Source organism: Vibrio sp. J2-4 (assembly GCF_021728155.1).
Lineage (GTDB): Bacteria > Pseudomonadota > Gammaproteobacteria > Enterobacterales > Vibrionaceae > Vibrio > Vibrio diabolicus.
The window spans coordinates 456,937-469,481 of sequence record NZ_JAKKCN010000004.1 but is presented as its reverse complement, the minus strand read 5'-3'; the positions used below and the strand labels follow the sequence as shown (position 1 = coordinate 469,481).

The window sequence follows — 12,545 nt, the reverse complement described above, 5'->3', positions numbered from 1 at the left end:
TAAGCTTTAACTCCAAGCTCATGGAATTGGCTTGGAGTGATTTTCCCGACATTTATTAGTGTTGTGCTTTCAAAGGATTGATATGTTCAAACTCATTACTCCCAAAACCGATAATCAGATAAACAAGTATTATCAGTTTCGCTGGCAACTGCTTCGTGAGCCATGGCGTATGCCAATTGGCTCTGAACGCGATGAATACGATGAAATGAGCCATCACCGTATGATTGTTGATGGCCGAGGTCGTCCTATGGCGATCGGTCGTTTATACATTACGCCGGATAATGATGGCCAAATCCGCTATATGGCGGTTAAAAATAATCGCCGCAGTAAAGGTATGGGCTCGCTGGTTCTGGTCGCGCTAGAGTCGTTAGCACGCCAAGAAGGGGCGAAGCGCTTGGTGTGTAATGCCCGTGAAGATGCCATCGCCTTTTACGAGAAAAATGGCTTTGAGCGTCGCGGTGAACTGACCGACGAGCGCGGTCCTGTGCGTCACCAACAAATGGTGAAACCATTGGATCCGATGGCGAATGTGTTGCGTCGCCCAGAATGGTGCACTGAACTTCAGCAGCGCTGGGAGCAACAGATCCCAATTAGCGACAAAATGGGGATCAAAATTAACCAGTACACGGGTTATCAGTTTGAATGCTGCGCGCAACTTAATCCGAACCTTAATCCGCATAACACCATGTTTGCGGGGTCGGCTTTTACTTTAGCCACCTTGACGGGGTGGGGTATGACGTGGCTGCTGCTTAAAGAGCGCGGTCTGCATGGTGATATTGTGTTGGCCGACAGTTCGATTCGTTATCGTCAACCAGTCGAGCAAAACCCTGTGGCGAGCACTTCGTTGGATGGGATCAGTGGTGACCTAGATCGACTGGAGTCAGGGCGCAAAGCACGCATCGTCATTCACGTGGTGATTTATAGTGGCGACACGCCAGCCGTAGATTTTGTTGGTACCTATATGCTGATACCGAACTATTCGCAATTACTCAGTTGTTAATTGAGAGGGCGCCTTACTGATCTGTAGGGCGCTTATTCTTTTCGCTTTCTTGCTCTGTCGGTGGGAGGATGTGTTCCTCTGTGGTGGGATCAGTGACAGATGCTTCGTCTTCTTCGACAATTTCTTCGGAAAGCTCTTCCTCTTGAATCTCCACATTGATGTTATCGATCGCAGTTGGCTGCTCAATGGATGATTCACTTGTTTGTGGAGTACTTTCAACATCAGCCGGTTCTTTTGGAGCTGGTGCTTTTAAACATTCATTATGATGGATTTCGCCACTGAGTAGATCGCCTTCAACGCTCCCGCACGACTCTTTCAACTGATAAACAATGCCATTTAGCGGGTTGTTGGCCATATCAAACTCGCCCCAAACCCTACCACTCATAGCTTTCCCTGAAATGATGACTGGTTCTATGGCGACTTTCCCTCGTTGCGCGCTTAAACGCAGCGGACTTAAGGTAATGGCTTTGAGCGAATGATTCGCTTGGGATTTAAAACGGGTATCTCGTAGGTTGGCTTCCACTTCACCCGATAAGCTGTAGGCCAGCATGTTGCGATCACCTGATAACCCTTGTAGATCGAGGCTGAGATCGGAAAAACCATCAATGGCCAGTGTGTTGGGTAAATAATCGTGGAAGAGTGATAAGGGAATGCCATCGGCATTGAGGTTGAGTGCCCAAGGCTGGCTCGGAGTACTTAGGTTTATCTGTCCGATGCCTTCTACGTAGCCTTGCTCGAGTGGTGCAAAAAGGCGTGTCAGTTTCCAAAAGCCATTCTCACTTTGCATGGCAAGTGCAGCATGAGACGTGAGCACTTGGTTATAACTGGCGTTTACAACGCTAGCGTCCAGATCGCCATGCCAAAGGCCCCAACGTTGATTGACCTGTTTAAGATCAAGCTGCTGCCCTTCGATGTTTAAACCGGAGAACTGCCAATAAGGTTCGTGAGATAGCTGAATGATCTGGCTGCGCTCGATGTCGAGTCGTTGGATTGTTACATGATCTAACTTACTGATGGCTGCGTGCCACCAGTTTTGGTTATCTTCAGGTTGTATTGCCCACTTGAGGCCTTGAATGGAGGCTTCTTCGAGTTGCCATTGCGTTGGAGTGAACACCCCAGAGACCTGCACACGACCTTGCTGCCAATCTAAGCTGAGATCGTTGAGCTGGATTTTTCCAGGCTCTATAGCAGCACTTAAACGCGGCTCTATTGCGGTTTGCTGTTGGAATCGGACGCTATCCGCCTGCAATGAAACTTGAGCCGTTGTCTCCCAGAGAGACAGTGGCAGTGTGGCGTTTTCTACGGAGAGCTCTAAGTTTTGCCAGTGCCAATCGCCCCATTCAATATCGGCGTTCAGTAAGTCTAAGCTATTTATGTGATTAATCTTGAATGGTATTGCTTGCCAAGGTTTAGCAAGCAGTGATTGGAGCTGGATATGATTGAGTTGCAACTTATTGATGGTCACATTCACTAAAGACCAGCCTTGTGGATACTGCTCGCCTTGCCCTGAAATTTGACTGTTACGCCAGTTAAATGAAGTGCCATAGAGCGTACTGTCTTGCGGTTTGTAGTCCATGTCGACCAAGACCTGATTAAAGGCTTCGCCATTCCAATAGATCTGGTCGGCTGCAAGTTGAACCTCGCCATATGGTATTAACTGGCCATTCCATTGTGGTGATTGAATTTGAAGGTCAATGCCATTACCAGAAAACTGCTCGTCGGCGTAATCAATATTTTTGAGCGCGATTTGATGGAATAAAACGTTATCTAAAGGCGGGAGCTTTGGCGCGCCATACTGCAAATTAAGTCCATCAATCAATAAGCTATCAACGATCCATTTACCATCGCGATAAACATCGGGATTCATCCATAAATCGACTTGCTCGATGTAAGAGCCGTCGTCTACGTTTGTGTTCACACCCTGTAAAGTTAGGTGGTAGGGAAAATCGTAACGCACGCTTTCTGCTTGAAAGGGCAGGGAGAGGCTGTTTGATAGCAGACGCCAAGTTGCATCGGCGTAAGATGTTGTTAACAGCGCAATCATAGTGGCCGGAATGGCAACTAAGATAACCAGTAACAGAATTAGAACTCGACGCGCTGTTTTCATCCCTGCTAGAACCTACGTTTGCTATTAAATAAAACTAGATAGGCTTTAGCTTGTATCAATATTCTGCGGTATTCAATAAAAAGCCCCTCAAAAGAGGGGCTTGAAGCGGTTTTTTTGTAACTTGGTCTACGTAAAAGTGATAAGTGGCTGACCACTTACCACTGTGGTTTACGCGACTTAATCAATCTGAGGGCCAGCGGCAACCAGAGATTTACCTTCTGCATTGTCCGTGTATTTATCAAAGTTATTGATAAAGCGTTCAGCCAAGTCTTTCGCTTTGCTTTCCCACTGAAGTGGATCAACGTACGTGTCACGAGGGTCTAGAATGCTTGGATCCACACCTGGTAGTGAAGTCGGTACTTCAAGATTGAAGATAGGAATGTGCTTAGTTGGTGCATCTTCAATCGAACCATCAAGAATCGCATCAATAATTCCGCGCGTATCTTGAATCGAGATACGTTTGCCAGTGCCGTTCCAACCTGTGTTCACTAGGTAAGCCTCAGCGCCTGCTGCTTCCATACGTTTAACCAGTACTTCTGCGTATTTAGTTGGGTGAAGCGTTAGGAACGCTGCGCCAAAACATGCAGAGAAGGTTGGTGTTGGCTCAGTAATACCACGCTCTGTTCCTGCCAGTTTTGCAGTAAAGCCAGATAGGAAGTGGTACTTAGTTTGCTCAGGTGTCAATTTAGACACTGGAGGTAGCACACCAAATGCGTCCGCTGATAGGAAGATCACTTTATTCGCGTGACCGCCTTTTGATACTGGCTTAACGATGTTGTCGATATGGTAGATAGGGTAAGAAACACGAGTGTTTTCTGTTTTCGAACCATCATCAAAGTCAATAGAGCCATCGCTACGTACCGTTACGTTTTCTAGCAGTGCATCACGGCGAATTGCGTTGTAGATGTCCGGCTCCGCTTCTTTCGATAGCTTGATGGTTTTCGCGTAACAACCACCTTCGAAGTTGAAAACGCCGTCATCATCCCAACCGTGCTCATCATCACCAATCAGCGCACGTTTAGGATCAGTCGATAGTGTGGTTTTACCCGTACCAGAGAGACCAAAGAATACCGCTACGTCGCCGTCTTTGCCCATGTTAGCGCTACAGTGCATGGATGCGATGTCTTTTAATGGAAGGAAGTAGTTCATCATTGCGAACATGCCTTTCTTCATCTCACCGCCGTACCAAGTACCACCGATAAGTTGCATGCGCTCGGTTAGGTTAAATACGGTGAAGTTTTCTGAGTTCAGACCTTGCTCTTCCCATTTTGGGTTAGTGCATTTTGCGCCATTCATTACCACGAAGTCTGGTTCAAATGTTTTCAATTCTTCTTCTGTTGGGCGGATAAACATGTTTTTAACGAAGTGCGCTTGCCATGCGACTTCCGTGATAACACGAATGCTCAAACGCGTATCTGGGTTTGCACCACAGTAACCGTCAACAACAAACAAGCGCTTGTTAGAAAGTTGGTTTGTGACCAGTTCTTTCAGCTCGTCCCACACTTCTGGAGTGATTGGTTTGTTGTCATTTTTTACTTGATCAGACGTCCACCACATATGCTCTTCTGTCGTAGCGTCTTTGACGATGTATTTATCTTTTGGTGAGCGACCAGTAAAGATGCCAGTGTCAACGGCAACCGCACCTAGTTCAGTAACCACGCCACGCTCATAACCTGTTAGGTCTTCACGCGTTTCTTCCTCAAACAACATTTCGTAGCTAGGGTTGCGAATAACCTCTTTAACGTTATGCAGTCCGTGCTTGGTTAGATCAAGTGTTGCAGCCTTAGTATGTTCCATAACGGTCATAGGTGCTCCTTATAAGGATTTTTGTAGGGATTTTGTAAGAATGTTTTAATTTTAATCTGCTCACCATGCTAGCAACGGGGCGGGGAGAAAACAGGGAGATAGCTCAAAATTTATCCATGATTTCAATAAGGTTTTAGGTAACCCGTCACATATTGGTGGGAATAGTTTATCGTGCACGCAATCCTTTGCGCTAGGGCAAAATCATTATTAATTGTTTAAAATTAAGCAGTTGTTTTATTACGCTTGAAGCGAGGCATTACGAGGGGTTGATCACAAAAATGCCAGCATTAAGCTGGCATTTTGTAGGGTAAATTACGTGCTTGATAAGCTATGTAAATTAATGCAGGGTTTTCTTGTCCGCAGAAGCTTGTGCATACAGCTCGGTGACTTCCGCTTCGTCGAACGTATAGGTCGTGCCACAGTAATCACAATGTAAAGAAACGGATCCTACTTCAGCCAAAATGTCATAAATTTCAGCTTTCTCAACGGTGATGATAGCGGCACCACTACGATCACGAGAACAGCCACAATGGAATTCGACAGGTTGCGGTTCGTAAAGGCGCACTTTGTCTTGGTTATATAGGCGGTATAGTAGTTCGTTAGCTTCTAGACCAAATAGCTCTTCATCTTTTACCGTGTCAGTCAGTTGCTCTAGATGCTCGAAATCATCTGGTGAACCAGTGCCATCAGGGATTACTTGAATCAACATGCCTGCTGCATGGGCTTTACCTTCATGCTCGCCCGTGCGGATCCATAGGCGCGTTTTTAGCTGCTCTGAGTTTGCGAAGTAGCCTTCTAGTACGTCGGCTAGAGTATCACCTTCTAGTCCAACGACACCTTGGTAACGCTCACCGTTTTTCGGTTCGATAGTGATAACGAGGTAACCTTTGCCCATGAGATCGTGGAGGCTTGCATCATCGGCAATATCGCCTTCCCAGCGAGCCACGCCACGAACGCGTTGCTTGTGGTCACCGTTGATAACGGCAAGAGATACAGGGCCGTCGCCTTGTAGCTGAATGGTGATTGAGCCTTCGAACTTAAGAGTGGCAGTTAAAAGAGTGGTTGAAACGAGTAGCTCACCCAGCAGTTTCTCTATTGCTGCCGGATATTCCTTGCTGGAGATAACACGTTGGTACGCTTCATCCAATTGTACCAACTCGCCACGTACTGAAAGATCTTCGAATAGGTAGCGGTTTAAAACATTATTTGCCATGGAGTGCTTTCCTCGTTGGTAATTCCGGCTTTTATTGGTGTTTGAACTTAATGATGTCTCTGCGCTGCTTTTTATCTGGGCGGCGTTCTGGACTTGGGTTGTGGGCATTAAGCTTACGTTGAGTCGCGTGTTCCTCACGTTTCGCTATACTTTCATTAGTTTCGCGATACAAGGTCTGTGCGATGGGAGCGCCTCGGCGTTGATCAGAAATTTTTTCGATGATCACCGTTTTTTCTTCGTTGCCTTGACGAAGTCTTACTTCGGCGCCCACTTCAACGATTTTACTCGGTTTGCTTCGTTGGCCATTATAGTGGACTTTACCACCATCGACCATGTTACGAGCGATAGAGCGGGTTTTATAAAATCTTGCGGCCCATAGCCATTTATCTAGCCTAACGGCTTCATTTAGGGAACTCATAGAACACTACGCTATCTAATCACTGCCCGAATATGGCAATGAGTGATGGATTATTCACCTACAGATGGAGTCAAGGCGTATTTTTTTCAAGGGAGTTGGCAAAAACTGCATAAGAAAAAGGTATGAAAGACAACTTGTGATATAGTTCACTGCTCTTTGTTGAGTAATAATTTTATTGCAAATTTAGCAATTTAAAGTCGATAGCTATTGTTATAGCTTAAATGACGAACGTTAGAATAAAGGAATCCATTCAGTGAAACGTTTAGAGCTAAGTGCAGGATTATCAAGCAGACCGCTACTGGCTCAGATCAAGTCCAATAATTATACAATTCAAGCCAAACTTAGCTTGTTGCTCACCTGTCTGTTTATTGCGATAACCGGATGGATACTTGGCAAAATTGTATGGTTAGCCATACCTCAATCGTCGGAAGTGCCGCAATGGCGTCCATCGACGAGCAGCGTTGTTGCGAGCAATAAAGGCGACGCGATAGATTTTAATGCCCTTCAGAATGCCAACCTATTCGGTAAATTCACTGAACAAAAGCCTGCAGTTGTAGAACAACCTGTTGTTAAAGACGCTCCTAAGACGCGCCTTAACCTTACACTGGTTGGCGCGGTTGCAAGCAGTGATGCGAATACCAGTCTTGCTGTCATTGCCAACCGCGGTAAGCAAGCAACGTATGGTTTAGGTGAAGAAATTGAAGGTACGCGTGCGACACTAAAAGCCGTATTAGTGGATCGCGTCATCATTGATAACCAAGGTCGAGACGAGACCTTAATGATGCAGGGTATAGAATATAAGAAGCTATCTGAATCGCCGCAGATAGCCAGAGCCCAATCTCAACGAGCAGAATCAACGTCTGACGTTGGAGAAAAATTAGAGCAAATCCGAGAGGAAATTGCGAAAGATCCACAAAGTGTTTTCAAATACATCACCATTTCACCCGTCAAAAGAGACGGGGGCATTGTTGGTTATCGAGTGTCACCTGGTCGTGATGCCGCGCTGTTTAATGATGTGGGTCTAGAACCTGGTGATATTGCGGTGCAACTTAACGGGATCGATTTAAGCGACCCGTCTTCTTCAGTACAACTGATGCAAGTGATGAGCGATCCGCAAGAATTAAATTTAACTGTTGAGCGCGACGGCCAACAGTACGATATCTATATCCAATTGTAAGACTTAGGCAACCGGCGTAAGTTCAGGGAGACATACGTGAAACATTGGTTCAGCAAAAGTGCTTGGCTACTAGCAGGAAGTTTACTCTGCGTCCCAGGTGCAATAGCAAACGAATTTAGTGCCAGCTTTAAAGGCACTGATATTCAAGAATTCATCAACATAGTGGGTCGTAATCTCGAAAAGACCATCATTGTTGACCCTTCAGTGCGCGGTAAAATCGATGTCCGCAGCTATGACGTGCTTAACGAAGAGCAATACTACAGCTTTTTCCTTAACGTACTCGAAGTATACGGCTACGCCGTCGTAGAAATGGACAACGGTGTACTTAAGGTTATCAAAGCGAAAGACTCAAAAACGTCAGCAATCCCTGTATTAGGTGATGGCAGCGCGCAAGGCGACAGCGTTATCACTCGAGTTGTTGCGGTGCGTAATGTGTCGGTTCGTGAGTTGTCTCCTCTACTTCGTCAACTGATTGATAATGCTGGTGCTGGTAACGTAGTTCACTACGATCCTGCGAACATCATCTTGATCACAGGTCGTGCGGCGGTCGTGAATCGCTTAGCGGAAATCATTAAGCGTGTTGACCAAGCGGGTGATAAAGAAATTGAGCTGGTGGAACTGCGCAATGCTTCTGCTGCCGAAATGGTGCGTATTGTTGAAGCACTGAATAAAAGCACCAATCAGAAGAGCACGCCTGAGTTCCTTGAGCCTAAAATTGTTGCCGATGAACGCACCAACGCGATTTTGATTTCTGGCGATCCTAAAGTACGTGCGCGTCTGAAGCGATTGATTCGTCAACTTGACGTTGAAATGGCGACCAAAGGTAACAACCGCGTGGTTTACCTGAAGAACGCGAAAGCTGAAGATTTGGTGGATGTACTAAAAGGTGTTTCCGATAACCTACAAGCTGAAAAGCAAGTCGGCCAGAAAGCGTCAGGTGCCCAGCGTGGTGAAGTGGTGATTGCTGCGCACGCAGCGACCAACGCCTTAGTATTAACGGCTCCACCAGATATCATGAATGCGCTACAAGATGTTATTGCTCAGCTTGATATTCGTCGTGCTCAAGTCTTGATTGAGGCGCTGATCGTTGAAATGTCAGAAGGTGACGGCATTAACTTAGGTGTTCAGTGGGGCTCACTGGAAACCGGTGCGGTGATTCAGTACGGTAACTCTGGTGCACCGATTGGTCAGGTAATGGTTGGTCTAGAAGAAGCAAAAGATCAAACTCGAACTGAATACTACACAAATGCGAATGGCGAACGAACGCCATATGATGTTACTGAATCTGGTGACTATTCTACTCTTGCATCGGCACTGAGCGGTGTTAACGGTGCTGCGATGAGCATCGTGATGGGTGACTGGACTGCTTTGGTCAGTGCAGTAGCGACCGACTCCAACTCAAACATTCTATCTTCTCCAAGTATCACTGTAATGGATAATGGTGAAGCATCATTTATTGTTGGTGAAGAAGTGCCTGTTATCACAGGTTCTACTGCTGGCTCAAACAATGACAATCCATTCCAAACGGTTGATCGTAAAGAAGTTGGTATCAAGCTTAAGGTTGTGCCACAAATTAACGAAGGTGACTCTGTTCAGCTAAATATTGAGCAAGAAGTGTCCAATGTATTGGGTGCAAACGGTGCGGTTGACGTTCGATTTGCTAAGCGTCAGCTAAATACCTCAGTTATGATCCAAGATGGTCAGATGCTGGTTCTTGGTGGTTTGGTTGATGAACGTGCACTTGAAAGTGAGTCAAAAGTACCGCTACTGGGTGACATCCCAGTACTTGGTCATCTGTTCAAATCAACCAGTACGCAAACAGAAAAGCGTAACTTGATGGTGTTCATCAAGCCGACGATTATTCGTGATGGTATGACAGCAGACGGCATTACACAGCGCAAATACAACTTTATTCGCGCAGAGCAGCTCTACAAAGCGGATCAAGGATTGAAGTTGATGGCTGACGAGAAGATCCCCGTAATGCCGGCCTTTGGCCAGGAGCGTCAGCACCCAACTGAGATCCAAGCGTTTATTGATCAAATGGAAAATAACTAATGGTTGATATGTTAGACACAGCGCCAAGTATGCGTCGTCTGCCATTCAGTTTCGCCAATCGCTTTAAACTGGTGCTGGAGACAGAGCATCCTGAGCGTCCGCCCATTCTTTACTATGTCGAGCCGCTCAACCCAGCGGCTCTGGTCGAAGTCCGTCGTGTGCTGAAGAAAAGCTTCGTACCGCAGCCTATCGATAAAGAAGCCTTTGATAAAAAGCTGACCGAAGCATATCAACGTGACTCGTCTGAAGCGCGTCAATTGATGGAAGACATCGGTGCCGATAGCGACGACTTTTTCTCATTGGCTGAAGAGCTGCCGCAGGATGAAGACTTGCTAGAGTCAGAAGACGATGCACCAATCATTAAGTTGATCAATGCGATGTTGGGTGAAGCGATCAAAGAAGGGGCGTCGGATATTCACATTGAAACTTTCGAGAAAACCCTTTCGATTCGTTTCCGTGTCGATGGCGTATTGCGTGAAGTGCTCACTCCAAGTCGTAAGCTTGCACCACTGTTAGTGTCGCGAGTGAAGGTCATGGCGAAGCTGGATATTGCAGAAAAGCGTGTACCTCAAGATGGTCGTATCTCGCTGCGTATTGGTGGTCGTGCGGTTGATGTGCGTGTTTCTACAATGCCGTCGTCACATGGTGAGCGAGTAGTTATGCGTCTGTTGGATAAAAACGCGACGCGTCTCGATTTGCATAGCTTAGGTATGACGCCTTCCGTGCACGACAATTTCCGTCATCTTATTCAGCGTCCTCACGGTATTATCTTGGTCACCGGCCCGACGGGTTCTGGTAAGTCGACGACTTTGTACGCTGGCTTGCAAGAGATCAACAGTAACGAACGCAATATCTTAACGGTCGAAGACCCGATCGAATTTGACATTGATGGCATCGGTCAGACTCAGGTGAACCCGAAGGTCGACATGACTTTTGCGCGTGGCTTGCGTGCTATTCTGCGTCAGGACCCTGACGTGGTGATGGTCGGTGAGATCCGTGACTTAGAAACCGCACAAATTGCAGTGCAAGCGTCCTTAACGGGTCACTTAGTAATGTCGACCCTTCACACCAACACCGCTGTTGGTGCGATCACGCGTCTACGCGATATGGGCATTGAACCATTCCTTATTTCTTCATCGTTATTGGGTGTGTTAGCACAGCGCTTGGTTCGTACGCTTTGCCCGAGTTGCAAAGAACCGTATGAAGCCGATGCTGAACAGAAGAAACTGTTTGGTATGGAAGCGCATGAACCACTAGAGCTACACCGTGCTAAAGGCTGCGAAGCGTGTAACCAAAAAGGCTACCGAGGTCGAACAGGTATCCACGAGCTCATTATGGTCGATGAGCAAGTGCAAGAATTGATTCACCGAGAGTCTGGTGAGCAAGAAATTGAGAGAGCCGTTCGCGCCCATACGCCAAGTATTCGCAGTGATGGTCTAAGCAAAGTACGTCGTGGTATTACGTCACTTGAAGAAGTGATGCGAGTGACGAAGGAAACCTAATGGCGGCATTTGAGTACAAAGCGCTAGATGCAAAAGGCAAGCATAAAAAAGGCACGATAGAAGGGGACAACGCCCGACAAGTGCGCCAGCGACTCAAAGAGCAAGGGATGATCCCGATTGAAGTGGTTGAGACGAAAGCTAAATCGGCTAAGTCTTCAGGCTCAGTCAGCTTTAAGCGCGGCATCTCAACATCTGAGCTGGCACTAATCACACGTCAATTGTCCACGTTAGTCCAATCAGGTATGCCTCTGGAAGAATGTTTGCGCGCGGTCTCTGAGCAGGCTGAAAAGCCGAGAATTCGTTCTATGCTGGCTGCGGTTCGCTCGAAAGTAACCGAGGGTTATCCGCTCGCCGACAGTTTTGCTGATTACCCACACGTGTTTGATGAACTCTATCGCTCCATGGTTGCGGCGGGTGAAAAGTCAGGCCATCTTGATACGGTATTAGAGCGTTTGGCGGACTACGTCGAAAACCGTCAGAAGATGCGTTCCAAACTGCTTCAAGCCATGATCTACCCGGTGGTTTTAGTGGTGTTTGCGGTTGTTATTGTTTCTTTCTTATTAGCGACAGTGGTACCCAAAATCATTGAGCCAATCATTCAGATGGGACAAGAGTTACCTCAGTCAACGCAGTTCTTACTGGCAGCCAGTGAGTTTGTGCAAGATTGGGGGCTTATCATCTTCGTCGTGCTGGTGGTGTTTTTCTATGGGCTCAAACTGGCGTTGCAAAAACCAGACTTTCGCTTAGCTTGGGATAGAAAAATCTTGAGTCTACCGCTATTGGGCAAAATCTCTCGAGGTTTGAATACCGCACGATTCGCACGAACACTTTCGATTTGTACTTCCAGTGCGATCCCAATTCTAGAAGGCATGCGTGTCGCGGTGGATGTTATGTCTAATCGCTACGTGAAGCAGCAAGTATTGCTTGCTGCGGATAACGTTCGAGAAGGTGCCAGCCTGCGTAAGGCGTTGGATCAAACTCGTCTGTTTCCGCCAATGATGCTACACATGATCGCCAGTGGTGAGCAAAGTGGTGAATTGGAGAGCATGTTGACGCGTGCTGCCGATAACCAAGATCAAAACTTTGAATCTACAGTCAATATTGCGTTAGGCGTATTCACTCCTGCATTAATTGCTTTAATGGCTGGATTAGTGTTGTTCATTGTGATGGCGACCTTGATGCCAATGCTGGAAATGAATAACTTGATGAGCGGATAAATTCGAATTAAGACGTGTCTACTTACGGCATGGCTTGAATCTAACTTTCG

General features: G+C 46.7%; 9 protein-coding genes. 5 read left to right on the top strand and 4 right to left on the bottom strand.

All coding sequences use genetic code 11. From position 1 onward, the window contains the following. The first annotated feature begins 82 nt into the window (after nucleotides 1–82). Complete coding sequence (locus tag L3V32_RS16745) at nucleotides 83–1,000, top strand: bifunctional GNAT family N-acetyltransferase/hotdog fold thioesterase (protein ID WP_005395003.1); 918 nt, start codon at nucleotides 83–85, stop codon at nucleotides 998–1,000. A gap of 13 nt (nucleotides 1,001–1,013) precedes the next feature. On the opposite strand, the gene L3V32_RS16740 is transcribed toward L3V32_RS16745, so the two are convergent. The 4 genes from L3V32_RS16740 to hslR form a co-directional block, all read right to left on the bottom strand. After that, the gene (locus L3V32_RS16740) at nucleotides 1,014–3,107 is read right to left on the bottom strand and encodes an AsmA family protein (RefSeq protein ID WP_237284745.1); all 2,094 of its coding nucleotides are present in this window, start codon (nucleotides 3,105–3,107) and stop codon (nucleotides 1,014–1,016) included. A gap of 177 nt (nucleotides 3,108–3,284) precedes the next feature. After that, nucleotides 3,285–4,913, bottom strand: coding sequence for a phosphoenolpyruvate carboxykinase (ATP) (gene pckA, locus L3V32_RS16735; protein WP_237284744.1), 1,629 nt, complete (start codon nucleotides 4,911–4,913; stop codon nucleotides 3,285–3,287). A 337-nt stretch (nucleotides 4,914–5,250) separates the two neighbouring features. Then, nucleotides 5,251–6,126, bottom strand: a complete 876-nt coding sequence (gene hslO, locus L3V32_RS16730; RefSeq protein WP_046874147.1) for an Hsp33 family molecular chaperone HslO — start codon at nucleotides 6,124–6,126, stop codon at nucleotides 5,251–5,253. Nucleotides 6,127–6,157: 31 nt separating this feature from the next. Further along, nucleotides 6,158–6,544: a ribosome-associated heat shock protein Hsp15 gene (gene hslR, locus L3V32_RS16725; RefSeq protein ID WP_031780440.1), complete on the bottom strand. Its 387-nt coding sequence runs from the start codon at nucleotides 6,542–6,544 to the stop codon at nucleotides 6,158–6,160. Nucleotides 6,545–6,797: 253 nt separating this feature from the next. Here hslR and gspC point away from each other — a divergent pair, with 253 nt between their 5' ends. The 4 genes from gspC to gspF are packed head-to-tail and all read left to right on the top strand — an operon-like array spanning nucleotide 6,798 to nucleotide 12,495. Next, nucleotides 6,798–7,721: a type II secretion system protein GspC gene (gspC, locus tag L3V32_RS16720; RefSeq protein WP_048624610.1), complete on the top strand. Its 924-nt coding sequence runs from the start codon at nucleotides 6,798–6,800 to the stop codon at nucleotides 7,719–7,721. Between the two features lie 36 nt (nucleotides 7,722–7,757). After that, complete coding sequence (gspD, locus tag L3V32_RS16715; RefSeq protein ID WP_005394995.1) at nucleotides 7,758–9,776, top strand: type II secretion system secretin GspD; 2,019 nt, start codon at nucleotides 7,758–7,760, stop codon at nucleotides 9,774–9,776. Further along, nucleotides 9,776–11,278 (top strand): type II secretion system ATPase GspE, encoded by a 1,503-nt coding sequence (gspE, locus tag L3V32_RS16710; RefSeq protein ID WP_237284743.1) that lies wholly within the window; start codon nucleotides 9,776–9,778, stop codon nucleotides 11,276–11,278. The genes gspD and gspE overlap by 1 nt, the downstream gene beginning before the upstream one ends. Beyond that, nucleotides 11,278–12,495: a type II secretion system inner membrane protein GspF gene (gspF, locus tag L3V32_RS16705; RefSeq protein WP_005394987.1), complete on the top strand. Its 1,218-nt coding sequence runs from the start codon at nucleotides 11,278–11,280 to the stop codon at nucleotides 12,493–12,495. Before gspE ends, gspF begins: the two co-directional genes overlap by 1 nt. Nucleotides 12,496–12,545: the final 50 nt, after the last annotated feature.

Bases quoted from the DNA above. Each gene is read 5' to 3' on its own strand.
- gspE (WP_237284743.1), top strand. From the start codon at position 9,776: ATGGTTGATATGTTAGACACAGCGCCAAGTATGCGTCGTCTGCCATTC.
- gspF (WP_005394987.1), top strand. From the start codon at position 11,278: ATGGCGGCATTTGAGTACAAAGCGCTAGATGCAAAAGGCAAGCATAAA.
- L3V32_RS16740 (WP_237284745.1), bottom strand. From the start codon at position 3,107: ATGAAAACAGCGCGTCGAGTTCTAATTCTGTTACTGGTTATCTTAGTT.
- hslO (WP_046874147.1), bottom strand. From the start codon at position 6,126: ATGGCAAATAATGTTTTAAACCGCTACCTATTCGAAGATCTTTCAGTA.
- L3V32_RS16745 (WP_005395003.1), top strand. From the start codon at position 83: ATGTTCAAACTCATTACTCCCAAAACCGATAATCAGATAAACAAGTAT.
- hslR (WP_031780440.1), bottom strand. From the start codon at position 6,544: ATGAGTTCCCTAAATGAAGCCGTTAGGCTAGATAAATGGCTATGGGCC.
- pckA (WP_237284744.1), bottom strand. From the start codon at position 4,913: ATGACCGTTATGGAACATACTAAGGCTGCAACACTTGATCTAACCAAG.